This window comes from Vibrio sp. D173a, assembly GCF_030248475.1.
Window position 1 is genome coordinate 1 of sequence record NZ_JAHGAH010000142.1, and the last position, 23,085, is coordinate 23,085.

Here is a 23,085-nt window from a genome sequence, read left to right on the forward strand (position 1 = left end):
GAATCCATGTCATTCGTTAGGCTTTCGGAGTCACATGAAGAAAATACTGTTTATTTTGTGTACGTTGATGTCAGGGGTAGTAATGTCTGAGGGTTTGTTTTTAAGCTCATACAACGAAGTGTCCGAACGTTATGCAATTCTCGATGAGTTTGAGGAGTCTGGGATGCTTTACTTAACTAAGCCTCAAACTCAAAAGCCAGAGAGAGATGCTGTGGCGTACATACAATACGCACCTGTTGCCAAGGAAACTTGGAAGCAGAAAATGAGAGCAGGGGAACCGCCACAATTACACGAAGGGCTGGTTTCCAAAACATCAGTTATTGAGAAGACAGTAGAGCAAGATTTTAGCTTTCAATGGTCGGCCGATGGTAATTCAGTAGCCTTACTATATAGAACCGCTCCAATAGCTTTCGTTACTAAAAGCGAAAAGTATGGTTTTAGTAAAGCGGTTGTATCAGATTCGCCAGTTGTTTCAGTCTGGAGTTCAGAGAAGTTTAGTGAACTATTTGAGTAAAAACCTAACAAGCGTTTAGGACTCAAGATACTTTTTCTAATGTTCAAGGAACAAGTTAGAGCTTCAACCGTAACTTACTTTTGTCCAAGAACTTCTCAGGTTGAATTTTTACACGTGGCACTTTCTAGCTCGAAAGTGCCCCATTATGAGTTTCGAGAGTCAAGACGGCAGACAATTTTATTGCTAAGTCTCGCACGCATATTTTTATAACATGAACTGTTGATCCTCTTTTAGTACATTATACCTATTGTATATTTTATGGGTTCTACAATGTCTCGAAGTCAACGCCTTTTAGATCTTCTCCAGCTACTACGACGCTATAAATACCCAATATCCGCTGAGAAATTGGCTAGTCAGCTTAATGTAAGTGTGCGCACTATCTATCGTGATATTGCTACTTTACAAGCTCAAGGTGCCGATATCGAAGGAGAAGCTGGTCTTGGTTATATCTTAAAACCTAGCTTTGATTTACCACCAATGATGTTTAGCTTAGAAGAGCTTGAAGCCCTCAGGTTAGGAGCGGAATGGGTAGCAAAGCAAGCTAACGGAGAGTTTAGCGAGGCAGCCATTAACGCACTTGCTAAAATCTCAGCAGTGTTACCCACCGATCACGAAGCTAAACATATTGAGAGCGTCATTAGAGTTGCTTCAACTCTCAACGCTCCGAAGTTTATGATCTCTCTAAATGAGTTGAAATCAACGATTCAGAAAGAACATAAAGTTGAAATTGTCTACGAAGATGCCAAAGGCTCTATCAGCAAAAGGATTGTGTGGCCAATTCTCATAGGTATGTTTGAGCAACACTCTATTTTGGTTGCATGGTGTGAAGCACGAGACGACTTCCGTAATTTCCGACTTGATAGAATCCACTCGACTTCTCAACTTGATTCGAAATACAAGCGCTCTCGTCACGCTCTACTCACTGAATGGGAAGCCTTGGAGGGCATCAAACATAAGCGTATTCTTTACTGACAAAAACTGTCAGCACTTTTGGATATACTTGATTCCGTAATTTATGAAACGAGGGTAATTACTATGTTAGCAATTGATTCTATTGTTCTTTATGTAGAAGACGTCCAACTTAGCATGGCTTTTTATGAGAGTGTATTCGAGTGCCAACCAAAGCTTTTGTCACCAACTTTCGCAGTTGTAGAGTTTGCTGAAAACGTGAAGATTACTCTTAAACAAGCTGATGCTTTAACACCAAGTAGCCAAGTTCGAGGCGGCGGCATAGAGCTTTCTATCCCAGCAACGAGTCGCGTCGAGCTAGACAACCTGTTCGAGCAATGGAAAAAGCAGAGTGTAGTATTTGCTCAAGAACGTGAAGAATCTGTATATGGCGTTAACTTTGTTGCATTAGACCCAGATGGTCACCGCTTACGAGTATTTGCTTAACATTGCTTTTTGGTTTAAAAGCTAGCATCTTTGCTAGCTCATTTCTGTCCAAAGCCGTGCTGGCGGTGCATGTAACACGAATTTGCCCAAAAAAATTTTAAACCAAATACCCTACAAAAAGTTATCGAACACAGTGAAAGCCAATATCATTTGGGCCTTCACTGTGTTTGTTTGACTTGTTAAATTGCCTATTTCATTAGTTAAATAGGTAATACACCTTTCTGAGGATGATAAATAACTGAAAATGTTGTTATTATCCCTCTTATTTATCTGTAAAGCCGACATACATGAGATATGAATCCGCTCCTGTAGCTCCAGAAGAAAGACAAGAAACAACAACAGAACGCGCAGCGCGTCAACGTCGAGAACGCTCGGAAGAATTGAAATACACTGCAAACGATGAAGAGCGATGGGCAGAAAACCGAGAAAGAGTCATTGCTGAACGTGAAAAAGCAGCACAGGTTTTTGAACTTGGTTGGATGCAATCGCCTGTGACGCAGTCACAAGAGGCGCTGTGGGCGAGTTTGTTTACGGATGAAACCGAAGAAGACCAAAAGCAATATATTAAGCAGTGCAATATTCATCTTAATGAGCCTGTTCGTCAGGGTGAAATTATTCTGTTACCAACAACCAAACCAGAAACCCCTGAAGATCAAAGTTTGCTCGATGAGTGGACAGAAGAAGCCAAGATAGCAAGTGTAGAGCTGGGCAAACTTCTAGATGAAGAGGTCTCAACGCTTAACCGTCATTTTGAACTCTTTGCTCATCAACTGGATGAAAGGATCCGTAATGATGGTTTACCAACGGATTATTATGCTCAAGTGGCTACTGGCGTCGGTGCGACTTCTGCACTTGTCGAACAGAACTTGAAGAATATTCAAAATGTTCTGTTAGAGATTAATCATCTCTATGTTTCTCAAGTCGCTATGGCTAGTAGAACAGGTGGTATTAATTACGGTTCATTCGTTGCTGACCGTTCTGAGTTATTTAAAAAACTCGATGGATCATTTGCAATACTGTCCAAGCGTAGCGTTCAACTTCCTGTCTACACTCAAATTAAGCGCAATCTAAAGCTTTCTACTAAGTCCGTCGTACACAATGCTGATGAAATTTTAAAAACTGGTTTTGTTAAAAATATTGGCAAACGCATCGGTAATATTGCGATAGGTATCTCTGCTTCGAGAGGCTTAGGATATGTCAGCTTAATGGTCGGCGCTGCTAGCGGTATGAGTAATATTTATGAGGCATGTAAAGTAGATAGTACCGGAGATTGTGGTAAGACGACGACTCGAGAGATAGGTGGATTTATTGGTGGAGTGTACGGAGGAGTTAAAGGAGGAGGAGCTGGAGTTGGAATTGCTACGGCAGCCGTATCTGGTTTTGCTTTAATTATTGGTGTGACTGTGTCAGCTCCTGTACTAGCGATTGCAGCAATAGGGGGGGCTGTTGTTGGAGGTGCTATTGGTGGTGTTAGCGGGTCAACGGTCGGTAAAGCTGGCGGTGATCTTGTTTATGATATCTATGAATGGGTGGTTGAATAAATGTCAAATGCTGCTTGGTGGGAACTTTTTATTATGATTCCTGCGTCTATTTGTGGCGGGTATGCCGTTGTTTGGTCTGTGCCTGGTGTAATAATGGTTTCAGTGGTCTCTCTAGGTAGTTTTAAGCATATTATTTCTATGGATCGACATTTAGCAAAAGATCTTAGTAAGTACTATGACGATAAAGGGCATATGCGGCCTAAGTATCAACTATCTTGGGAGATAGGTAGTCGTTGTTTTGATTATTGGGTCAAATTTCCATTCATTCGTAAAAGAGTAACGACTGAATCAAAGAAATTTACAGTATTCATGTGGGTTAATGCGCTGGGTATGTGGAGCTGGATCGGTGTTTTTTGTTTTGGTTTGCTCGGTAAACTTTTCAATGTGATTTAACTTGAATTCTTTAGTGCTTACCAAGATAAACCAATCTTTTTGCTAATTTTCGATTTTCCGAAGCTAATAATTGTGCGAAATTACGACAGAAAAACCTCATCTTTATTGAACTCTCCGCCCAAGTGTGCATAATTACCACATTAGAAAACCTCGCCAACTCGGCGGGGTTTTTTCGTTTCTAGCGTTTATAACTGACGAGCACCCATTTTCATTGTGAAAGTCGGGTGCTTTTTTGTGGGCCTCATATGCAAGATAAACTCAGTTCATTCTTATCATATCTCACTAGCGCCTTACTGGCCCTGACTGGGGCATTCAGTATCCAAGATTGGGCAGCGGTGATTGGTGTGGTGATGGTGTTCGTCACTTACTTCACCAATCGCAGCATTAAACTCAAATTGCTTGAAGAAGTTCGCAAGCAACGAATTTCGGAAGAGCTCTGTGAAAAAATTAATCAATAAAGCCGTCTGCTCTGTTGCGGTTGTCCTGTCCGTCGTCTTTAGCCTGTCACCCAACATGCAAACCAGCCAACAAGGCCTTGCGCATATCGCCAACCTAGAAGGGTGCCGAACGCAGGCCTATCAATGCAGCGCCAATGTTTGGACCAATGGCCTTGGCCATACAAAAGGCGTAAAGCAGGGCGATGTGGTTGATGAAGCGCAGATTGCCCACAACTTTATCGCCGATGTCCAAAGCGCAGAAAAGGCGGTAAACCGTTACCTAACCACGGATGTGACGCAAGCTCAGTTCGATGTCCTGGTGAGCTTTGTGTTTAACCTTGGCGCTGGCAACTTAAAACGCTCCACCATGCTTAAGCTGTTCAACCAAAACCAACCGTTGAAAGCCTGCCGCGAGCTTTCACGTTGGGTCTATGTTAACGGTAAAAACTGCAATGACCCTGATAGCCAATGTTCAGGGGTAGTGAAACGCCGTGAAATAGAACGGCAAGTTTGCTTGAACGGCTGGTAGGGGGAGCTTATGAACGTCTCTTTCAAAACGGTTTTTTTGGTGGGGTTGGTTGTCTTGCTGCTTGGCAGCTTAGCGGCCTCGGCTTACTTGTTTGAGCTCACCAAGCTTCAAGCCAAGCGATATGGCGAACTGCAAGGCCAGTTCAAAGACTCACTGAGCAAAAATAAATCCCTGTCTATTGCGGTTAAAAGCCTAACGGATGAAGTTAGGCAGGCGCAGCGAGCCGCTGATGAGCTGTTGCAAGCCAAGGCAGAGCGAAAAAGGGTAACGATTCGCACCGTGACCCAAATCAAAGAGGTACTGAACCATGAAAAATGCGCAGATGTGCCTATCCCTGATTCTGCTCGGTGGCTGTACTACCACTGAGGTGGTGACTGAGTACCACGATCGCTTGGTGCTGCCACCTGCCGTTTATCTCACTTCTTGCCAACCACCTTTTACAGCGCCGCCGTACACCTATGGTGAGGCCGTCGAGCGTGACCCAATATGGCTAGAGGCTTGGCGTAATTGCGCCGATCAAATTGAGCACTTGCGTGACTTTTACGGTTACGACAGTGCGCTCCCCAATACGGGCAAATAACTCTTACTTCTTGGGTGGTCGTCCACCGTTATCCGTTGTTGCCCGTAACCCTTTCCTTAGTAGGGGTGCAAGCGTGGGTTCCTCGCTGTCTGACTTGTTAGCCATGATCATATTCAGCTCGCTGCTGATACTCCTTCTATGCTAGCGCAAGTTCAGAGCCAAAAAGGAACAAGCAGAGTTTGAGAGAACTCCATTAACCAGCAACGTCAGCTTGATGCGAAAAAGGGCGTGACACTCGGAGAGACGAGACTTATTGATGAGGGCTTTCAATGAACAATGAAAAACGACTTTGGAATTTAACCGAGTTGGAAGCGTTCGACTATCACCGTTCCACGATCCGCAAAAAGCTTAAATCCGCCGGCATTGAGCCTGTCGCGTTTAAAGGGCAAACCCCACTTTATGACGTGGTTCAGGTCACGCCGTACTTATGCAAAGCGCCATTAAAAGAGAGCGATGCCCCTGATTTGATGGGGTTTAAAACCGCTGCAGAGCTCAGAGCTTACGTGCAATCAGAACGGGAAAAGCTCGCGCTGCAAAAAGACTCAAGCGAGTGCATCTCTAAAGAGGACTATGAGAATGAAATTGCCATTTGTATTTCTGGTGTGAAGGGGTTTAAAGACAAGGTGATCACGCGGATTGAATCAGCAATCCCGACGGCGACAACGCAGCAACTCGAAGCACTAGAAAGTTTACTTAATTATGATTTAAAGGCGGTGTCGGATGGGCTTGAACAACTTTGATTCACGCCTTGGGGTTCAGTACGCGGATGCGGCCAAGATACGGCGAGAGCTGGCTTACCTGTGCGCGCCAACCGATAAGACGCCCATTGAAGCTGCGGATGAGGATTTGTGGATATCAGACGGGACCGATGTCACCAAGTTTTTATCTTCGTTAGTGCCTTACATGAAAGAGCCAATGAACTGTTTGGCGAGGCGCATTTATGAAGCCGTGATTGTGGTTGGCCCTGCACGTTCGGGAAAGACCAAGGCATTAGTCGAAGGATGGATTAATTACACTGTCACGCAAGCCCCAGGCGATATGCTGCTGATTTACAGCACCAAGACCAAAGCAACCGATATGTCTAAGGCGGATCTCGACCGCTGCTTTTCATCAACGCCAGGCATTGCGCGTTTAAGAACGGGGCGAAAGTCCGACGATAACATCACCTCTAAGAAGTTTAAGAATGGCATGAATCTTAAGTTAGATTCAGCCACAGAGACCAGTTTATCAGCCTCGACGTATCGTTATGCTGGCGCAACGGATTACGACAGGGCCGATGATGGCGTGGGGCAAGAGGGCTCCAAGTTTGAGCTGATGTTGATGCGGGTTCAAAACGCCAAGTCTTCGGGCATGGTGATGGCTGAGAGTTCGCCTGGTCGTATTGTTCGCCACCCTAAGCCGGTAGAAGAGTTGCTCCCTCATGAGGCGCAACCTTGTGGGGGCATTGCCTCGCTGTATAACCAAGGTGATAGACGCCGTTTTTATTGGTCGTGCGACGATTGCCATGCCTACTTTAGGCCAGAATTCGAAACGCTAAAGTGGGAGGAGAAAGACGATCCTTTGCTTGCTTCTCAAACGGCGTATGTAGCTTGCCCAAGGTGTGGCCACCGCATTGAAGAGGTGGATAAACACGCCAAAAACTCAAGCGGACAATGGTTTCGTGAAGGGGCGGTGGACCAATATGGCGAGTTAGTCGAAGACGAGGCCGAGATACGCACCACCAAATGGGCCACATTTTGGTTTGAGGGGGTGATAGCGGCTTACAGCAGTTGGCAAAACTTGGTGTATCGCTACCTCAATGCCGAGGCCATTTATCAAGACAGTGGTGATGAAGACGCGTTGATCTCCTTCATCAACACTCGAATGGGGCGCTCTTATATCCTGCAATCTCAAGGGCAAGATATTGGCGCTCATGAGCTGATGGAAAAAGCCAAAGGCAACCCGTATTTGCGCAGTGTCGTGCCTGTTGGTGGCCGCTTCTTGATCATGAACATCGATGTTCAAGGCGGTAAATCTAACGCTCGCTTTGTGGTGCAAGCACAGGTATTTGGTGAAGGGCTGCAACGTTGGGTCATTGACCGCTTTGAAATTCTCACCACGCCACACCGCAATGGCGACCGTATTAACCCCGCCATTTACGCCGAAGATTGGGATCTGCTTATCGAGCAGGTGATCAAAAAAACGTACCCCGTTGCCGATGGCAGTGGGCGTGTGATGAAGCCGGTATTAACGCTGTGTGACTCGGGCGGCTCGGCAGGGGAAAAAGATGGTAAGAAAACCTCAGTCACCGATTTCGCTTACCAGTTTTATAACCGACTTAAATCGAAAGGCCTGTCCCATCTGTTTCGCCTGGTGAAAGGGGCCAGCAACAAAGACATGGATTCCCTAATCAAAGAATCGTACCCCGATAAGCGCAGTAAACTGGCGCACGGTGAAATTCCCTTACTGCTGCTGCACACCAACCGACTTAAAAACCGTGTGGTGGCCAGCTATTCCCGTGAAGAGTTTGGTTCTCGGTATTTTCATTTGCCTTCGTGGGCGCAAAGAGAGTGGTTCGATGAACTGACGGCGGAATTCATTGATGAAAAAGGCCAGTGGATTTGCCCTGAGAAGACGCGCAACGAGAGCTTTGATTTGTGCGCCTATGCCGAAGCGGGCATGCACTTTCTTGGTGGTGACGATATCCATTGGGAAAGCCCGCCACCTTGGGCGTCGGAATGGCAAATCAACCCGAATGTGGTTGATGCCGATTTGCAGCCGGTCTTCGAGCGTAAGCCTAAAAAACGTTACAACCACTCAAGAGGTATTTTCGGATGAGTTTAGTCATAACCACCAATCAAGACCGTTTGCAGTGGTACCTAGCAGCCGAGCAGAAGATCTTACAGCAACAGACGGTGAGAACGGCGCAAGGGGAAGAGTTGACCTTGGCCAGCTTAGCGACAGTGCGCAGAGAGATAGAGCGCTTGCAGCGACTTATCGTGTCAGAGGCACAAGGTGGGCGGCGTTCCATGATACGGAGAAATTATCTTGAGTAGCCCAAACTTGTTAGACAAGCTCATCGCCGTATTTAATCCCCGCAAAGGGCTGGAACGCGCCTATGACCGACGGCTTTTGAACAAATACAACGCCGCACTGCCACGAAACCCACACACCAAAAAGACCAACAAGCAATCCAAAGGCGATGCCAATGCGTTGAACAAGGGCGCGAAAGCCGTGTATCAGCGAGCTAGACACATGGATGAGAACAACCCGTTTGTCACCGCCATTTTGGATGAACTCTGCGCCAATGTGATTGGCCCGAACGGCATCATGGTCGAGCCTCAACCTTTGAATCATAAAGGCGAGGTCCATGTTGAATGTGCTCAGGCGATCATGACGTGGTGGGAGAACTTCTCGTTAAAGCAGAACATCGATGCGGAGCACTCTCGAGCAGAAACCGAGTGGCTTGCGGGTCGAACCTGGTTTCGTGATGGCGAGGTGTTTTGCCGCATGTTCATGGGTAGGCACAAGGATTTGAGTTACCCAACCGACACGCCCTTTGCGGTGCAGCCGTTTGAACCTGATTTTATTCCTGCGCATATTACCGAAGCCGACGGGGGATTGTTCGAGGGCATTAAACGCAATCAATTGGGGCAGGCCATCAGCTATTTGATTCAAAGAGACGCGCGAGGCTTTGAGTTTGTCGATGTCGATGCGCAGTTTGTTTGCCATTTGAAGTTTACCCGCCGATTTCACCAAAACCGTGGCATTTCCCTGTTGCATTCGGTGTTGGATTTGGTCGATGACATTGAAGATTACGATCAATCTGAACGCATCAGCGCCCAGATAGCGAGCCGCTTTGCTTATTACATCAAACGCGACCCAACATTAAATTCCAACGCAACAGATGCGTTCGATCGCGGCGGTGACTTGTTCTTAGGCATGGGAAATTCGTTTGAGCTGGCACCTGGTGAAGATGCCGGTGTAGTGGAGAACAACCGAAAAGACACCATGAGCAGTCCTTTTCGTAATGCTCAGCTTCGATTGGCCAGCGGGGGCGCAGGGGTGAATAACTCCAGTGTGACGCGAGACTACAGCAACGGCAGCTACTCTGCGCAGCGGCAAGAACTAATCGATTCATTCAGTCGATATCGAGTACTGCAGCGCAAGTTCGTTTTGGGTTGGACCCGTCCACAGTATCGGCATGCGTTGCAAATGGCGATGCTTGCCGGCGAGGTCAAGATCCCGAAAGACGTTGACCGAGCGACCATCTTAAATGCGATTTATCAAGCGCCCGTAATGCCATGGATTGATCCAGGCAAAGAGATGGTAGGCGTGGAAAAAGGCACCCGCTTGGGGCTGTATTCACTCAGCCATGCGCAGCGTGAACGCAACATAAATCCTTTATCCACTCGGCGTGAAATTCAATCGGAGCGAGAACAAATGAACGATATGCACATCGTGAGCACGTCCGATCCTGCTCATGCGACAAAGCTCAACAATCAAAGAGAAGAGGCCAACCATGCCAAAGCCAAATAAGAGCTGGTACACACTCAAAAATGAAGCCGATGCGATCAAGATCTGGGTGCATGGCGACATCAGCGCTTACGACATTGATGCAACGGAAATCATCGCCGCGCTGCAAGTCGCCGATGGTAAAGAGGTCGAATTACGCATGTTAAGTGGCGGTGGTAGTGTCTACCAAGGCTTAGCCATGTACAACGCCTTAAAGGCCCACAAAGGAAAGGTGGTAGGCATCGTTGATGGCATGGCCGCGAGCATTGCGACTTATGTCTTGCTGGCCTGTGATTCCATCCGAATGCCTGAAAACGCCATGTTGATGATCCACAATCCATCGATTGGGGCATGGGGCGGCGAGAAGGAAATCAACTCCGCGCTGCAGCAGTTACAAGCGGCCACCAAAACCATCTCTGAAGCCTACGTGGAGAAGTCTGGCCAACCGCTTGAAGACGTGCTCACCGCAATGGAAAGCGAAACCTGGTTTACCGCGCAAGCTGCCAAAGATTGGGGGCTAGTCGATGAAGTGGTGGAGGCGGTCGACCTGAGTAACTCATTACAAAGCTTCGATGAGTCCGATTTTAAGAACTTTAAACACGCGCCAAGTGAGCTTATCAACTCGCTCAAGCGCCAACCAAATGAACCTAAAAATAACACCAAGCAGGTAAGCGACATGCCGAATCCAAATGAAGAAATACAAAATGCCGTGAAAGCAGAGAACCAACGCCAAGCGGATATTCGTGCGCTGTGCGCCCAGCATAAAATCAGTGAGACGCTCACCAATGAAATGCTTGCCGACTTATCGTGCTCGGTGGGGCAAGCGTCCACCAAGATTTTAGAAAGTATTGGTCGCCAAGCGGCGGCAGGCCAGCAAGAGCCTGAAGCAAACTTAACCGCCACGCACATGCGCGTTGGCAACGGCAACCATGTCAAAGATGAGCTGCAAAATGCCCTAAACGCACGCTGCGGCGTAGCAGATTTAGAAAAGGATAATTCGTTTGGCCATGAGTCATTGCTCAACATGGCGCGGGCTTGTCTCGATGTGAACGCCCGAAGCGCCGTCACCAAAAATGAGCTGGTAAACCGAGCGTTTAACTCGGGGGATTTTGGCGACATCATCACCGAGGGCATTCGCACTGTAATGCGTGATGAGGCGCAAGCGCGAGCACCAATGTGGCGAGAGCTGGCGAACGTGGAGAATCTAACGGACTTTCGTGAGACTGAGCTGGTGATGGTGAACGATGCGCCGGACTTAATGAAAGTCGCGGAAGATGGCGAATACAAAGCGGCGGTCTTAAAAGGCAGCGGTGAGCGTATTCAGCTTGCAACCTTTGGGCGAGAGATCCAGTTCACTCGTCACGCCATCATTAATGATGAAATTGGCTTAGTGGCCAAGGTGCCGCGTAAGTTCATGCAGTCGGGTTATCGTCTATCCGACAAGTTGATGTTCAACGCTATCCTCGCCGGAAAGATGGCCGATGGGGACGATGTGTTTAAAGCAGGCAAAGACAAAGGCTGGGGCAATCTCATCAGAAGCATTCCAAAAGGCGATTACGCGGCGATGATCATGGCGCTGCATAAGGTGTTTGCAACGGCCACCACCATTCCACTCGATGGCCAAGCGGGCAAGGGCGATGCATTAGACTTGCGCGGTGAGATTTTGATTGCCAGCCCAGACCACGCCTCGATGTTTGAAGCGGTGTTGAACACAGCAAGTAAACCGGACGTCTTTAACCCAGCTTACAAGAAGTTTGGCAAGGTGATTGAAACCGCGCGTGTTGGCGATATCGATGGCGCGTTGGCGTTAACCGGTAAAGACTTCGATACCGTCGTGATGGGCTTTTTAGATGGCCAGCAAGATCCGTGGCTAGAAACGGGCGACGGCTGGAGCAGTGATGGTGCTAAGTTCCGCATTACTTATGACTTGATGTCTAAGGTACTCGATCGCCGTGGTATTGCTCTGGCGAGTTTTGCCTAAGAGCTGTGATTTTACTAACAGGGTGAGCATAGCTTGCCCTTTTTTAATGGTGACAATATGCGTTTAAGCGATGGAAAAAAGATTGTAGCGCCTGTGCCAGCGGGTGGTTTTATTAAAGATGTGCCGTGTTTGCTTGGGTCTTTATTAGTGGTACCCAACTTTACCGCCAAAGCTGGCGACACGGCGGTGTGTTACACCCAAGGTCATTTCGATGGCCCAATCAAAGCGGGCGATAGCGTGAGCTTTGTTTCTGAGGCAGCGTATTTCAAAGACGGCGAATTTACCAAGACACAACCCACCGAACCTGGGGATGTGGCTCAACCCGTTGGGGTGTTCATCGAAGATGGTGTGCTGCTGACGGGCGGCCTCATCACCGAGTTCGTTAATGAGTAATTTTGAATCGGCTCGAGATCTTATTCGACAATCTATCCAACGCTGCTTTGGCCGTGCCATGGTGGTGTTGACGCCACAAGGGCAGCAGATTGAAGTGATCGGTTACATTCGAAGTCATGAGAAGGGCGTCAATCAAGTGCATTTGCTGGCAACGGATTCGGAGCTGCCTGAGTGCTGCACGCTGCTGTATTGCGACAAGCGCTATCGGTTGGTCTTTGATGCGGCCGTGAAAAGCCGCAGCTCGACAAGCCAGCTCATGAGAGAGTATGTGATGGTGTTAGATACTCAAGGGGCGCAACATGGGTGGTCCGAGTTTCAGTCGATCTAATACGCTGTTAGATACCAAGTTTATTCGTCGCTACGAAGCGTTTGAAAAAGAGCTCCCCAAAGTGATGCTGAGAGCCGCTGCGCTGACTTCTCGTTGGTTACGCGGCGTATCGATGACCGAGCTTGGCTACGAGTTAAGTATTGATAATAAAGCGCTGCGCTCACGGTTTCGCGTCTACAAAAATGGAAAGTCGTCGAAGCTGTGGATTGGTGTGCGCGACATCGGGGTTCACCGAATGGGTAAGCCAGTACAAAACCGCTTGGGTGTCCAAGTCGGTGAGCATTTCTTTGCCGGCGCGTTTATCTCTCCGATGAACAGCGATGAGCTTTTGGTATGGCGACGGCGCGGTAAATCGAGATCGTCGATTGAAAAAGTGGAACTCAATATTGCCGATGACGTTGATGCGATCATTGAGAACTACTTGCCAGACATTAATCGTAAATTTGAGGCGTTTTTTCATCGTGAATTCAAACAAGTTCTTTCACTCGCCGCGTGAGTGGGTGTTACTGGTACTCGATCACTTAGAGACACGGCTTTCACTCAAGATAGAGACCGTGTATCGCCGACAAGCGATTGAGTTGGCCAACACCACCATCAGTTACCACATCGGAGAAGCAGAGCCGGTGAACGAGTATGCCAACGATGGGCGTCACCTTCATGAGATTGAATTGCGCTTCTTAGTAGAGGTGCCTTTATCCATGGATGGTTTTGACTTAGAAGCACTGGACGCTTCAACCCGTCTAGAGCGTGAATTACAGAGCGAGCGCTTTGGCGTGTCGAGTGATTTGGAAGGGGCGGTGGTGGTGTCGAATTTGCCCAGTAAGTTTGATCCACAAAACGGCGTGTTTGCTCGCACCGTCACCATGAAACAGCGAATTCGATTAGGCCCAGTCGAGCAGAGCTGGCATTGCATAGAGGGGAGTCGTCACCATGCTAGTCAAAATGATGAAACACGTTAGTGCGTTGGAAAAGAAGGTTCTTGAGCTGCACGAAGAGCTCGAAGAGAACAATCGCGCTTCTGCAAACCTCATTCGTTTGGGGGTTGTGGCCAACGCAGAGCAAACCACCGTGGACATTCAAACAGGGGATAACTTGGTAAAGGGTATCCCTTTCTTTGTGCTGGCTTCAGGGCGAGTCAGCCAATATCGGCGACCTTCCATCAATGAGCAGTGTTTACTTATTAACCTCGGCAGCGGTGACAGCTTAAACAATGCCGTCGCGTTAATGGGATTGCCGTCGACTCAATTCCCTTGCCCAACCACCGAAGAGAACGAGGTGATGACGGATTATGGCAACGGTATGTCGGAGCTTTATAACCTCGATGACGGCTCGATGATTTGTCGTTATCCAGGCGGCGTAAAGATTTACGGTGACACATGGCAAGACGGCAGTTACCAAGCAACGGGTGACATCACCGACCATACCCGCTCGATGCAAGCGGATCGGGAAATATACAACAAGCACGAACACCCTGGCGTGGTACCTGGTCCGGCGACAACCAAACCAACGGAGGAGCAGCAATGATAGGCATTGATCCCCAAACAGGCAAAGCCGTCTCGGGTGCGAGCGCGATAAACTGCCGCTTTGCAAAGGTGCTGACAACGGCGATCCACTCCCGAGTAAAGCGTCGAGGTGTCGGCAATCGAGCGGTCTCACGTCTTGGCAAGCAGCAAACCCCAACCGAGGCCATGATCGTTCAAAACCTGACGCTCGAGGCCTTATCTAATCCATTAAATGGCTTAACGGGTTATCAGGGCATTCAATGCCGAGCTATCCCGCACTTGAATGGCTTTAGAGTCAAAGTCTCGGGAACCTGGCGCGGCGAACCTTTGCAGTTGAGCGGCGTGTTATGAGCGGAGTGCTATGAGCGATAGACCACAGGCTTTCAGTGAGCCTAACTTTGAAACTCTTCTCAGTGAGTACATTGAATACGCGGTGGAGTACTGCGCCCAGCGCGATGAAGACAAAGCAAAACAGTTACGCGAGGCGTTTAATAATCAGGGCGAGCTTCTTGCCCAAGTAACACAGGCGTTTGTTTTAAAGCGCACCGCTGAAATTCGAGAGCAGAATCACCAAGCGATGCAGATGTTTCGTAAGTACGTGACCGATACCGAGATGGTGGATTTACTCGCGCTGCAATACAGCCTAAAGCGCCAAGTTATCGAAGCGGGGGATGATTCGGTATTTCCCGCCAAGCAGCCTGTGATGGAGTCGAATGAAAGCTTGCTGCAGCGGTTTGATTTAGCGCCTTTTCAATTTCATACCACCGGCACTCGGCTTGGGTACCGCTTTCATGCCATGACCTTAGAAGAGCGGCCAACCATTACGGTCAGCTCCGAAAAAGACGGCTTAGTGATGCGTTATGAGTTTCCTGAAACGGCTTTACCCAATCCCATTAAAGATGCGCAGGCGCGAATGCTCGAGCCACATTCAGGCAAGGTGTGTGTCGCGCTGCTTAGCCGCGTATCGGCAGACGGCGTGCCTAGCTCGGCTTTGCTGGAAAGAGCGGAGCAGTATTTAAACCGTGATGATATTGCGCAGGAGTCAGACGAGGTCACGGTTAAAGCGGTCACGCCTCGGCCTTACCGCATTGAAGTGACGCTGTTTACAGGGGCAGACCCAAACAATGAAGTCGATAACGAGTCGGCAGTGGCGGTGGCTTGGCAGTTTGCCGAGAAAGCGCAAAGACTTGGCAGTATCGTAGACCGAGAAGAGGTGGCCCATATCTTTTATGAGCTCGGCGCGAAACGGGCCAAGGTTCAAGCGCCGGTGGCTGATGTGGTATGCGCTTGGGATGAGGCACCTTATTGCACGGAGGTGGTGGTAAATGTCCGATCCGAGTGAGGCGTTTATCTCGGTCCAACCTAATAATGCGTCTTTGATTGAAGAGGCGTTGGAGTATGGCTGGACTGAATTGATTCAATCGACCTCTTGTCCGTATCCTAATCTCAAACAACCCTTACTCACCGACCGCGCTTTTGTGGCTTTGCTTGCTGGTGAGCGCGGCGTGAGAGATTGGCAACCCAAAGACACGTTAGACAGCCAGCGTAAAACCGTCGACAGAGCATTTGAAATTCACCGAAAAGCGGGCACGCGGTTTGGTTTATCGGTTGCCCTGGACGCGATTGATTGCGATGTCGAGGTCACGCCCTGGCATCAAATGCAACCGCGCCAAGCGCCGTACCATATTGAGTGCATCGCATGGCAGCGACAGACCCCAATAGATAAATCAGCCGCGCATCGAGTCTTAAGCCGGATTGAAAATACCAAATCTGAGCGCGATACCATTGATTTGGTCATGGCGATTGGCACTGATTCTGGGTTGGCGTTTTCTGGTGCTGGCTATCAAGTGCTGTGTGTAGATGAATCGATGACAGGCACGATACGCGATGTTTCACCTGGCTTGGCTCCCTTGTATTGGGGCGCGGCTACCCGCTTAATTTTTTCTACTGATGTTGAATTTGGAGCAATCGCATGAGTTATGTCGTGCAATACACAGACGCGGGCCTTGCCGAGCTTATCAGCGCTCGTAATCAAGGGCTCAAAGGGGCAATCAAATACATTGCCGTGGGCGATCACAGCTACACGCCAACCGCAAACCAAACCGCGCTTGAAAATGAACTGCAGCGAGAGGTTATCGCTGATTGGGAAGATCTCAGCCCCACGCAATTGCGAATGGGAGCAGTATTTAGAGGCGACAAAGAGTACGAGGTTCGTGAAGTGGGGTTCTTTTTAGAGTCCGGCACTTTACTGGCGGTGTATTCCGCCCCAAACACCTTGCTGACCTACAAATCAGCGAACTCGAGCTGGTTACAAAAGTTCACGTTGGACGTGTCGCCATTGCCAAGTGGCAGCGTGACCATTGAGGTTGGTACCGAGAACGTGAATTTATTGATGTCTGAAGAGATGCTGAATGCGGCCATCGCAACGATTTCTTTAGGCACGACACAAATCAAAATTGCACATCAGCAACTGTTGCTCAGTGAGCGATTAAGAACGGAGTTGGGTTAATGAGTATTGAACAAAAAATCACGGAGTTACAAAAAACGTCGGCAGAGCAGACCGCCGCCTCACAAGCCTTGTCGCAAGAGGTGGCAGGGAAGATGGGGGAGATTGACCAAAAAGTGATTGAAGCCAAAGATGACTTTGAACGCTGGCGTGGTGAGGTTCAGGCAAAAGATATTAACGGACAAGGCATCTATAAATCAGTGATTGATTTAACGGGTTTGAGTACAGACTATTTCTTTCCGGTTTGGTGGGGCATGCCAGGTAATCAAGAGGGAGACTCTCAAATCACCATTTCCAGATGGTATTCGGAAGACCGAAGTAAAGCGCCGTTCGGAAACGGGATTGCTCACATAGCAGGACTAAATCTACAAATGGAGGGCGCTGGATACCCATGGAATGGGGATGCGAATTACCTAGAAATCAAACGGGTTTCTCAAACCTATCGAAAAACGGTGCGAGCCGTCCAGTTCGCGATGAAATCTATTGCGAGGCCAATCACTGGTGCTAAGCCACTGTACCTAGGGTATACAGACGGACAGGTTGTGAATCACTCTCGTAAAAGTGGCTGTTACCTAAGAGGCGGACTGACTTACCATGTCACAAAAAGCTTTGAAGGTAGCTTATGGTATAGCCGAGAGAAGGATGAAGTTTCATCAGAAAAATCGTCGCAGGCAACCTTTGAAATTGACTGGCACGTGAAGGCGTATCATATTGACGATCCAATCCTTGGTTCTGACTACGAAGAGAGTCGTCACGCTTACACGCTCTATAACGATACACGTTATACAAAAAAAGACTGAGGGCAACATGAAATACATCAGAGAGTTACCTTATTTTAATGGCGAGACGCTTTTCAATGTTCCTGCAGAGCTTGGGACTTTGATTGAGATGGGCTTTAGTCAAGAACGCGCGGCTGAAATTTGCCTTGAGGCTGAACACGCGGCGCTTTGGGAGCAGATCCTATCCGCTCGTAACGCAAGACTCGCGGAAACAGACTTTACTCAAGTAGGCGATGCGCCAATCACACCAGAAAAGAAGGTGGCGTTCGCAACATACCGCCAAGCATTGCGGGACTTGCCCCAAAACTTTTCTAACCCCAATGATGTCGTCTGGCCAGAAAAGCCAACCTCCTAAACCGCCACTTAATCAGGCGGTTTTTTTACATTCAAATTTATTGGAGCTAAGTACGGTGAACAAACCCAAAACACTGGAATACCCGATCATCGAGGCGTTTCGACTCAATGGTCGTTGGGTGTACCCAAGTGAAAAAACCATTCACCTTTTACCGGTGCAAACCGCTTTCCTGATCCAAAACGGGAAACTAGGGCCAGCCATTGAAGTCAAGGTGTCGTCTAAATCCACGCAGCGAGAGGGTAAATAATGCTCACGCCAATCCAAGATTTTGAGCTCAACGGGGTAGAAGTAAACACCATTGAGCCACAACCAAGCATGGGACCACTTGCGCTGCAGGTGGTGCATTTAACCGGTACCGCGCCAAACAAGAACGCCAGCTTGACTTATAACGAGCCCACACGCTTATGGAATTACAGCCATGCGATGTTATCGCTTGATAGCAATGGGACCAGGCAAGGCACCTTACCCAATGTGGTTCGCTACTTACTCGAGTACGTAAAGTGCATCGTGTACGTCACGGTTGTGGAAACATCTGGCAACGCCGCTCAAACAGAAGCCAACATTATTGGCTCAGTGAACAGCGCAACGGGGGCCATCACTGGCCTTGAAACCGTGAAAGCGTGCGCAGAGACGCCAACCATCATTGCAGCGCCTGGCTTTAACTCGAAAGCCGTCGGTCAAAAACTGGCGCTTATCGGGCGCGACGTTCGTTGTCGTCCGGTGCTCGATGGACCGAATACCAATGATATGGCGGCGGCAGAGTTTGCGGCCGAATTTGGCTCAGAGGGAACCGGGCAAGACAAGCTTGCGATCATTGACCCTTGGTTTTTGAAAACCTACGACGGCGTGCAATCGCTTATGCCTGCTTCCATTGCTTTAGTGGCGGCCATGGCCTCGGTCGAAGGGTGGGAAAGCCCGCAAAATCGCGGCGTACTTTGCGATGAAACCGCTCGCAATGTGTCGTACAAAATCAATGATAAAACAACACAAGCCAATTTTCTCAATAAGCATGGCGTGGTCACGATAGCTCGCACCCGAATGGGGGGCGTATCTATCATAGGTAACCGCTCAAACACGGGCCGCTTTCTCTCTCATGTTGGTTTGGAAGATTTGATGGCGCGTAAGCTAGAGGAAACCAGTCAACCACTGATGGGCAAACAGCTTACCGAAGAGTTTATGGGCCAAGTGGTCGATCGCCTTACAAACTGGGGCCAAAACCTCGTCGCCCAAGGCGTGATACCCGTCTTTAAAGCATTCCTGCACCCAAGTAAAAACAACTTAGAGAACTATACCTCTGGGCGTTGGTACTTGTGTGTCAATTATGGCCGCTATGCACCGAACGAGCACATGGTGTATGAAATGAGCGTGGATAACGGCCTTATCGAAACATGGTTAGAGGAGGTGATTAATGGCTGATCGTATTCGCATGCGGATCGCGGCGCAGGTTGAATCCGTGCCAATGATGAACGAGATCGTCGAGTTCACTCCGGTAGATATTAAGACCAAGACGGTGTCGAACGAGGGGGCTTTTGTTCAGTCTGAGGATGTCGTGGGGCTCGAGCCGCTTAAGTGGACGCTGAAAGTGCGTGGCGACCATAAAAAGATCCAAAACTCGCTGGGCCGTTTCTTTATGGATAACGCTCAGGTGAATGTCACGGAGAAGGGAAAAGACACGGATCAAGTTCAGTACGTGGAAGTGTATTCCATGTATGGGCCGATCACCAATATCAAGAAAGACGCGGTCAAGATGGGCGAGAAACCCACCGTTACTATCGAAGGTACCTGCAAGGCGTACAAGCTGACCGATACTGGCGCGGTCGTGCACGACATCAATGTCGATACAGGTAAAACCGTTATTGGTGGCACCGACCTTATGGGATTAGCGGGCATACGTTAACCCTTAACTCAATCCGCATTTTGCCTCCGATCTTGGGGGCATTTTTTGGAAAAAATTCATGAAAAACCTAAGTAAACTGACGTTCTTCGCCCGTGAAAGCGCGGCCCTTAATACCATCACCGTCACCGAGTTTCGCAAGCTCCCGCACATTGAAGCCGAGCAAGAACTGACGCCTAAACAGCTCTTTGTACAACGTAAAGCGGTGATCATGGCCTGCAGTGATTTGACGCCAGAAGAATTTGAGACCCTAGCGGTACCGGACTTTAATCAATTGTATGAAGACATTTGTGATTTGATCTTAAAGCCATCCGACGAGCTCCAAGGCGATGTCCTGGATGGCAAGTCAGCCGGCTTTGATTTACTGCATCCTTTTGAAAATGAAGTCGGTGAAAAAATCACGCGCATCACGTTCACTATTCCAAAGGTGGCGCACTCTGAAGCCTTAGCCGAACTGACAGAAGACAAAGAGCGCGAAAACTTTATGTTTGAGGTCATCACGGGTCTACAAACGTCCGATCTCAACTTCCTTTCCATTAACGACTACCTGGCATTAAAGCCGCAGGTGGGCGCTTTTTTTCAGCAATCGGCGGCGTACTTTCGCCCAATGACGTCGAAAACCTAATAGACCTTATTCCCATGCACCGAAATACCTCTGAATCTGAATTAAGGCGATGGCCACAAGATGTTGCGGTGCGTCGATATGAGCTCATTTTGTCCAAACTTGGGGTAAATAATGTCTGAGAAAATCAACCTCGTTCTTAATACGGCGGTGCACGGTTTAGAGCAGATTGTTTCAACCACAACCGCCACTGAGCGTCTTACCTCGGCATTAGAGCAGCAGCGCGGTGAGGTGATATCGCTCAACACCAAGCTCAAACAGATAAACGGGTTTGAGGCGGCGAAAAGAAGCGCAGGGAAACTGGCTGGGCAACTTAATACGGCGAAAGCCAATGTTGAGAAACTCGGGCGCGAACTCGAGGAAAATAAGCAGCGCACATCGGGTCTTAGGGTCGAATACAGTAAAACCCAATCTGAGATCAGGAAACTCAATTCTCAGATGAAAAAAGCCTCGGGTGAGGGCGCGGTTGAATTAAAAAACCGCCTTAATGAAGCGCAAAAGCGACTGGATTCTTTCAATGATGAGATTCATCAAGGCAAGGTTAGGACCAATGAGCTTAACGTGGCTTATAAGTCCGCGAGTAAGCGCGTTACTCAACTGACGGAAAAGCAATCTAAACAGAGCGACAAGCTCAAACGTTTAGGCTCGGCATTAAAGGCATCGGGGATACAGACCTCGCGGTTAAGTGATGAGCAACGAAAACTGGAAGCGCAGGCCGATAAAGCCACCACGGCAATAGCGAGACAGAATCTTCATTTGAAAGAGATGAAATCAATTCAGTCACGAATTGATAGCCGCGATGCCAAGTTGGGTGAGATTGGTGGGCAAGCGGCGTCGCTGACGATGGCGGCAGCGCCTATTGCGGCGACGGTATGGTCAGCGGTGAAGAACGAAAGCTCCTTCGCTGATGTAAAGAAAGTCGTGGATATGACGCCAGAAGAAGCCAGCTCGATGCGCAGCTGGGCTTTGAAAACATCAACGCAAACCCCGATGAATGCGAATGACATCAATGCGATGTTGGCCGCGGGTGGCCAAAGCGGCATAAAGGACCAAACCGAGCTTAAGCAGTTTGTGTTGGACTCGGCGAAAATGGGCGTGGCTTTTGATATGGAAGCTGACCAAGCCGGTGAGACGCTTGCGGTGTTTAAAGCAGCGTTAGGGCTAGATCAAAACGGGGCGATGGGCCTTGCTGGCCTTGCCAACCACCTATCGAACAACTCGAATGCAAAAGGCAAAGATATTGCGGGCGTAATGGCTCGCCAAGGCGCGTCAGCCAAAATGGCGGGGTTCTCCGTCCAAGAGGCCGCTGCGCTTTCGGCATCGATGCTTTCAGCAGGCATGGGCGAAGAGCGCTCGGCAACCGCACTTAAGAATATCTCCGGTCGCTTAACACTTGGCGGCGCAGCAACCAGAGCGCAGAAAACCGCGTTATCCACCATCGGCTTTGACTCCGTCAGTCTCGCTTCATCCATGCAAGACGATGCTTCGGGTACCTTACTGCAAGTGCTTGAAGCGATAAAAGATGCGCCATTGGAAGAGCAAAGCGCACTCATCACTCAAATTTTTGGTGAGGAAGCGAAAGGGGCGGTGGCGTCACTGGCAGGTAACACTGATCTATTTCGCAAAACACTCACGTTGGCCAAGCAAGGGCAAGATATCCATATTCAGTCATTACAAGACGAATATGAGGCAAGGATAAACACCAGCCAGAATGGCATCTCTCAATTCATCAATAAAGTGAACCGCTTAAGCGTGGTCATTGGCAGCGCGCTTTTACCTGCGCTCAATTGGGTGCTCGAGCCACTGGGTGATGGCATCACTCTGTTAGCGGACTTTGCTGAAGCGAACCAAGGCGTGACTGCTGCAGTGGGCATTGGTATTGCTGGCTTGATCGCATTAAAAGGCGCGATGTTAGCCGGCAAAGCCGCTTCGCTTATCTTTGGTAACACGCTGGATAAAGGGCGCTTGTTTCGAAAGGGATTAAACCGCGAAACACAACAAAGCGGTCGAGCAGCGGCGTTCGCAACCAAGCAACTGAGTCGATTGAATCAAACCATGATGAACATGGGATCAGGTAACGGGCGAGGTCGCGGTACAAGTGGCCGCAGTCGTGGTCGACGGTCAAGAATGCCTCCGGCCAGATTGCGATCACGAAATCCATTAGCACGAGCCTACAACGCAGCCGGCACCATGATGACTGCCAATAACGGGGCATTGCCCTTGGCACTAGGAGGAGGCGCGTTGGCCATGACACCTGCAATCGCCATGGCGCAAGACGGCATCGGATTGGCTGGCGATATCGCCCAAGGCGCGGGCAAGTTAGGGGTCGGTAAGTTGCTCCGGCCATTAGATATGGCAATCAGTGCCGGCAACATCGCAACTGCCGTGACTGAAGGTGACACCAAAACGGCGATGACCGAAGGCGGCGGTTTGCTCGGCAGCATGGGCGGCGCGGCACTTGGCGCAAGCATTGGCACCATGATCTTCCCTGGTGTGGGCACGGTGATTGGCGGTCTTGCGGGTTCGCTGATTGGCGATCTCGGCGGCGAAATGCTTGGGGGATGGTTTGGCGACAAGTTAGACGCGCCCGATGACAAGCTTATGGCATCAGAGACCGTCTCTGAAAAGCTGGTCGAGAAAGAGAAAAGCGACGCCCGCGTAACACCCAACGTCACGTTCAAAACGGATGTGGCTATTCAAGCCGCACCAGGCATGGACGAACAACAAATTGCCGCCCAGGTCAGTGCTCAAATTGAACAACAAATGAAGGCCCAATACGAGGTTTTCACTGGGCTTACCATCGATGATTCCATCAGTGTATCAGCCATTGATAGGGGGTAAC

General features: G+C 49.1%; 30 protein-coding genes. All 30 read left to right on the forward strand.

Annotated elements, in window-relative coordinates:
• A partial coding sequence (locus KIV40_RS15330) for a hypothetical protein (RefSeq protein WP_285350050.1) occupies positions 1-514 on the forward strand: 514 nt, incomplete at its 5' end.
• A 270-nt stretch (positions 515-784) separates the two neighbouring features.
• Entirely contained in the window at positions 785-1,486 is a 702-nt protein-coding gene (locus tag KIV40_RS15335) for a YafY family protein (protein ID WP_285350052.1), read from the forward strand.
• 63 nt (positions 1,487-1,549) lie between these two features.
• Positions 1,550-1,909 (forward strand): VOC family protein, encoded by a 360-nt coding sequence (locus KIV40_RS15340; protein ID WP_285350054.1) that lies wholly within the window; start codon positions 1,550-1,552, stop codon positions 1,907-1,909.
• A gap of 287 nt (positions 1,910-2,196) precedes the next feature.
• Entirely contained in the window at positions 2,197-3,450 is a 1,254-nt protein-coding gene (locus KIV40_RS15345; protein WP_285350056.1) for a hypothetical protein, read from the forward strand.
• On the forward strand, positions 3,451-3,843 hold the full coding sequence (locus tag KIV40_RS15350; RefSeq protein ID WP_285350057.1) for a hypothetical protein: 393 nt from the start codon (positions 3,451-3,453) through the stop codon (positions 3,841-3,843).
• Between the two features lie 245 nt (positions 3,844-4,088).
• Positions 4,089-4,301 carry an HP1 family phage holin gene (locus KIV40_RS15355; RefSeq protein WP_009841297.1) on the forward strand — a complete coding sequence of 71 codons (213 nt, stop codon included), beginning with the start codon at positions 4,089-4,091 and terminating at the stop codon, positions 4,299-4,301.
• The gene (locus tag KIV40_RS15360; RefSeq protein WP_285350060.1) at positions 4,282-4,809 is read left to right on the forward strand and encodes a lysozyme; all 528 of its coding nucleotides are present in this window, start codon (positions 4,282-4,284) and stop codon (positions 4,807-4,809) included. The genes KIV40_RS15355 and KIV40_RS15360 overlap by 20 nt, the downstream gene beginning before the upstream one ends.
• Before the next feature lie 9 nt (positions 4,810-4,818).
• Positions 4,819-5,175, forward strand: coding sequence for a hypothetical protein (locus tag KIV40_RS15365; RefSeq protein ID WP_285350061.1), 357 nt, complete (start codon positions 4,819-4,821; stop codon positions 5,173-5,175).
• Positions 5,117-5,389 carry a hypothetical protein gene (locus KIV40_RS15370; RefSeq protein ID WP_285350062.1) on the forward strand — a complete coding sequence of 91 codons (273 nt, stop codon included), beginning with the start codon at positions 5,117-5,119 and terminating at the stop codon, positions 5,387-5,389. The genes KIV40_RS15365 and KIV40_RS15370 overlap by 59 nt, the downstream gene beginning before the upstream one ends.
• A gap of 269 nt (positions 5,390-5,658) precedes the next feature.
• Positions 5,659-6,129: a hypothetical protein gene (locus KIV40_RS15375; RefSeq protein ID WP_009841301.1), complete on the forward strand. Its 471-nt coding sequence runs from the start codon at positions 5,659-5,661 to the stop codon at positions 6,127-6,129.
• Positions 6,110-8,206 (forward strand): terminase gpA endonuclease subunit, encoded by a 2,097-nt coding sequence (locus KIV40_RS15380; RefSeq protein ID WP_285350064.1) that lies wholly within the window; start codon positions 6,110-6,112, stop codon positions 8,204-8,206. The genes KIV40_RS15375 and KIV40_RS15380 overlap by 20 nt, the downstream gene beginning before the upstream one ends.
• Complete coding sequence (locus tag KIV40_RS15385; protein WP_285350065.1) at positions 8,203-8,424, forward strand: hypothetical protein; 222 nt, start codon at positions 8,203-8,205, stop codon at positions 8,422-8,424. Before KIV40_RS15380 ends, KIV40_RS15385 begins: the two co-directional genes overlap by 4 nt.
• Positions 8,417-9,907, forward strand: a complete 1,491-nt coding sequence (locus KIV40_RS15390) for a phage portal protein (protein ID WP_285350067.1) — start codon at positions 8,417-8,419, stop codon at positions 9,905-9,907. Before KIV40_RS15385 ends, KIV40_RS15390 begins: the two co-directional genes overlap by 8 nt.
• On the forward strand, positions 9,891-11,864 hold the full coding sequence (locus KIV40_RS15395) for a ClpP-like prohead protease/major capsid protein fusion protein (protein WP_285350069.1): 1,974 nt from the start codon (positions 9,891-9,893) through the stop codon (positions 11,862-11,864). The genes KIV40_RS15390 and KIV40_RS15395 overlap by 17 nt, the downstream gene beginning before the upstream one ends.
• 57 nt (positions 11,865-11,921) lie before the next feature.
• Positions 11,922-12,257 (forward strand): hypothetical protein, encoded by a 336-nt coding sequence (locus KIV40_RS15400; protein ID WP_285350071.1) that lies wholly within the window; start codon positions 11,922-11,924, stop codon positions 12,255-12,257.
• On the forward strand, positions 12,250-12,585 hold the full coding sequence (locus tag KIV40_RS15405; protein WP_285350073.1) for a hypothetical protein: 336 nt from the start codon (positions 12,250-12,252) through the stop codon (positions 12,583-12,585). The genes KIV40_RS15400 and KIV40_RS15405 overlap by 8 nt, the downstream gene beginning before the upstream one ends.
• Complete coding sequence (locus KIV40_RS15410; RefSeq protein ID WP_285350075.1) at positions 12,557-13,081, forward strand: phage tail protein; 525 nt, start codon at positions 12,557-12,559, stop codon at positions 13,079-13,081. The genes KIV40_RS15405 and KIV40_RS15410 overlap by 29 nt, the downstream gene beginning before the upstream one ends.
• A gap of 10 nt (positions 13,082-13,091) precedes the next feature.
• Entirely contained in the window at positions 13,092-13,544 is a 453-nt protein-coding gene (locus KIV40_RS15415) for a hypothetical protein (protein WP_285350134.1), read from the forward strand.
• Positions 13,516-14,109 (forward strand): baseplate assembly protein, encoded by a 594-nt coding sequence (locus KIV40_RS15420; protein ID WP_285350076.1) that lies wholly within the window; start codon positions 13,516-13,518, stop codon positions 14,107-14,109. Before KIV40_RS15415 ends, KIV40_RS15420 begins: the two co-directional genes overlap by 29 nt.
• Positions 14,106-14,438 carry a phage baseplate protein gene (locus KIV40_RS15425; RefSeq protein ID WP_285350077.1) on the forward strand — a complete coding sequence of 111 codons (333 nt, stop codon included), beginning with the start codon at positions 14,106-14,108 and terminating at the stop codon, positions 14,436-14,438. Before KIV40_RS15420 ends, KIV40_RS15425 begins: the two co-directional genes overlap by 4 nt.
• 10 nt (positions 14,439-14,448) lie before the next feature.
• Positions 14,449-15,429, forward strand: a complete 981-nt coding sequence (locus KIV40_RS15430) for a baseplate J/gp47 family protein (RefSeq protein WP_285350079.1) — start codon at positions 14,449-14,451, stop codon at positions 15,427-15,429.
• On the forward strand, positions 15,413-16,063 hold the full coding sequence (locus KIV40_RS15435) for a phage tail protein I (protein ID WP_285350080.1): 651 nt from the start codon (positions 15,413-15,415) through the stop codon (positions 16,061-16,063). The genes KIV40_RS15430 and KIV40_RS15435 overlap by 17 nt, the downstream gene beginning before the upstream one ends.
• Positions 16,060-16,596, forward strand: a complete 537-nt coding sequence (locus KIV40_RS15440; protein WP_285350082.1) for a phage tail protein — start codon at positions 16,060-16,062, stop codon at positions 16,594-16,596. The genes KIV40_RS15435 and KIV40_RS15440 overlap by 4 nt, the downstream gene beginning before the upstream one ends.
• Positions 16,596-17,393, forward strand: a complete 798-nt coding sequence (locus tag KIV40_RS15445) for a hypothetical protein (RefSeq protein ID WP_285350083.1) — start codon at positions 16,596-16,598, stop codon at positions 17,391-17,393. Before KIV40_RS15440 ends, KIV40_RS15445 begins: the two co-directional genes overlap by 1 nt.
• 7 nt (positions 17,394-17,400) lie before the next feature.
• Complete coding sequence (locus KIV40_RS15450; RefSeq protein WP_285350084.1) at positions 17,401-17,727, forward strand: phage tail assembly chaperone; 327 nt, start codon at positions 17,401-17,403, stop codon at positions 17,725-17,727.
• A gap of 55 nt (positions 17,728-17,782) precedes the next feature.
• On the forward strand, positions 17,783-17,974 hold the full coding sequence (locus KIV40_RS15455; RefSeq protein ID WP_285350085.1) for a hypothetical protein: 192 nt from the start codon (positions 17,783-17,785) through the stop codon (positions 17,972-17,974).
• On the forward strand, positions 17,974-19,143 hold the full coding sequence (locus tag KIV40_RS15460) for a phage tail protein (RefSeq protein WP_285350087.1): 1,170 nt from the start codon (positions 17,974-17,976) through the stop codon (positions 19,141-19,143). The genes KIV40_RS15455 and KIV40_RS15460 overlap by 1 nt, the downstream gene beginning before the upstream one ends.
• Positions 19,136-19,624 (forward strand): phage major tail tube protein, encoded by a 489-nt coding sequence (locus tag KIV40_RS15465; protein ID WP_285350088.1) that lies wholly within the window; start codon positions 19,136-19,138, stop codon positions 19,622-19,624. The genes KIV40_RS15460 and KIV40_RS15465 overlap by 8 nt, the downstream gene beginning before the upstream one ends.
• 58 nt (positions 19,625-19,682) lie before the next feature.
• Positions 19,683-20,246: a phage tail assembly protein gene (locus KIV40_RS15470; RefSeq protein ID WP_285350089.1), complete on the forward strand. Its 564-nt coding sequence runs from the start codon at positions 19,683-19,685 to the stop codon at positions 20,244-20,246.
• Between the two features lie 111 nt (positions 20,247-20,357).
• The gene (locus KIV40_RS15475) at positions 20,358-23,084 is read left to right on the forward strand and encodes a phage tail tape measure protein (protein WP_285350091.1); all 2,727 of its coding nucleotides are present in this window, start codon (positions 20,358-20,360) and stop codon (positions 23,082-23,084) included.
• Position 23,085: the final 1 nt, after the last annotated feature.

Bases quoted from the DNA above. Each gene is read 5' to 3' on its own strand.
- KIV40_RS15335 (WP_285350052.1), top strand. From the start codon at position 785: ATGTCTCGAAGTCAACGCCTTTTAGATCTTCTCCAGCTACTACGACGC.
- KIV40_RS15340 (WP_285350054.1), top strand. From the start codon at position 1,550: ATGTTAGCAATTGATTCTATTGTTCTTTATGTAGAAGACGTCCAACTT.
- KIV40_RS15345 (WP_285350056.1), top strand. From the start codon at position 2,197: ATGAGATATGAATCCGCTCCTGTAGCTCCAGAAGAAAGACAAGAAACA.
- KIV40_RS15350 (WP_285350057.1), top strand. From the start codon at position 3,451: ATGTCAAATGCTGCTTGGTGGGAACTTTTTATTATGATTCCTGCGTCT.
- KIV40_RS15355 (WP_009841297.1), top strand. From the start codon at position 4,089: ATGCAAGATAAACTCAGTTCATTCTTATCATATCTCACTAGCGCCTTA.
- KIV40_RS15365 (WP_285350061.1), top strand. From the start codon at position 4,819: ATGAACGTCTCTTTCAAAACGGTTTTTTTGGTGGGGTTGGTTGTCTTG.
- KIV40_RS15370 (WP_285350062.1), top strand. From the start codon at position 5,117: ATGAAAAATGCGCAGATGTGCCTATCCCTGATTCTGCTCGGTGGCTGT.
- KIV40_RS15375 (WP_009841301.1), top strand. From the start codon at position 5,659: ATGAACAATGAAAAACGACTTTGGAATTTAACCGAGTTGGAAGCGTTC.
- KIV40_RS15380 (WP_285350064.1), top strand. From the start codon at position 6,110: ATGGGCTTGAACAACTTTGATTCACGCCTTGGGGTTCAGTACGCGGAT.
- KIV40_RS15385 (WP_285350065.1), top strand. From the start codon at position 8,203: ATGAGTTTAGTCATAACCACCAATCAAGACCGTTTGCAGTGGTACCTA.
- KIV40_RS15395 (WP_285350069.1), top strand. From the start codon at position 9,891: ATGCCAAAGCCAAATAAGAGCTGGTACACACTCAAAAATGAAGCCGAT.
- KIV40_RS15400 (WP_285350071.1), top strand. From the start codon at position 11,922: ATGCGTTTAAGCGATGGAAAAAAGATTGTAGCGCCTGTGCCAGCGGGT.
- KIV40_RS15405 (WP_285350073.1), top strand. From the start codon at position 12,250: ATGAGTAATTTTGAATCGGCTCGAGATCTTATTCGACAATCTATCCAA.
- KIV40_RS15410 (WP_285350075.1), top strand. From the start codon at position 12,557: ATGGGTGGTCCGAGTTTCAGTCGATCTAATACGCTGTTAGATACCAAG.
- KIV40_RS15420 (WP_285350076.1), top strand. From the start codon at position 13,516: ATGCTAGTCAAAATGATGAAACACGTTAGTGCGTTGGAAAAGAAGGTT.
- KIV40_RS15425 (WP_285350077.1), top strand. From the start codon at position 14,106: ATGATAGGCATTGATCCCCAAACAGGCAAAGCCGTCTCGGGTGCGAGC.
- KIV40_RS15430 (WP_285350079.1), top strand. From the start codon at position 14,449: ATGAGCGATAGACCACAGGCTTTCAGTGAGCCTAACTTTGAAACTCTT.
- KIV40_RS15435 (WP_285350080.1), top strand. From the start codon at position 15,413: ATGTCCGATCCGAGTGAGGCGTTTATCTCGGTCCAACCTAATAATGCG.
- KIV40_RS15440 (WP_285350082.1), top strand. From the start codon at position 16,060: ATGAGTTATGTCGTGCAATACACAGACGCGGGCCTTGCCGAGCTTATC.
- KIV40_RS15445 (WP_285350083.1), top strand. From the start codon at position 16,596: ATGAGTATTGAACAAAAAATCACGGAGTTACAAAAAACGTCGGCAGAG.
- KIV40_RS15450 (WP_285350084.1), top strand. From the start codon at position 17,401: ATGAAATACATCAGAGAGTTACCTTATTTTAATGGCGAGACGCTTTTC.
- KIV40_RS15460 (WP_285350087.1), top strand. From the start codon at position 17,974: ATGCTCACGCCAATCCAAGATTTTGAGCTCAACGGGGTAGAAGTAAAC.
- KIV40_RS15465 (WP_285350088.1), top strand. From the start codon at position 19,136: ATGGCTGATCGTATTCGCATGCGGATCGCGGCGCAGGTTGAATCCGTG.
- KIV40_RS15470 (WP_285350089.1), top strand. From the start codon at position 19,683: ATGAAAAACCTAAGTAAACTGACGTTCTTCGCCCGTGAAAGCGCGGCC.
- KIV40_RS15475 (WP_285350091.1), top strand. From the start codon at position 20,358: ATGTCTGAGAAAATCAACCTCGTTCTTAATACGGCGGTGCACGGTTTA.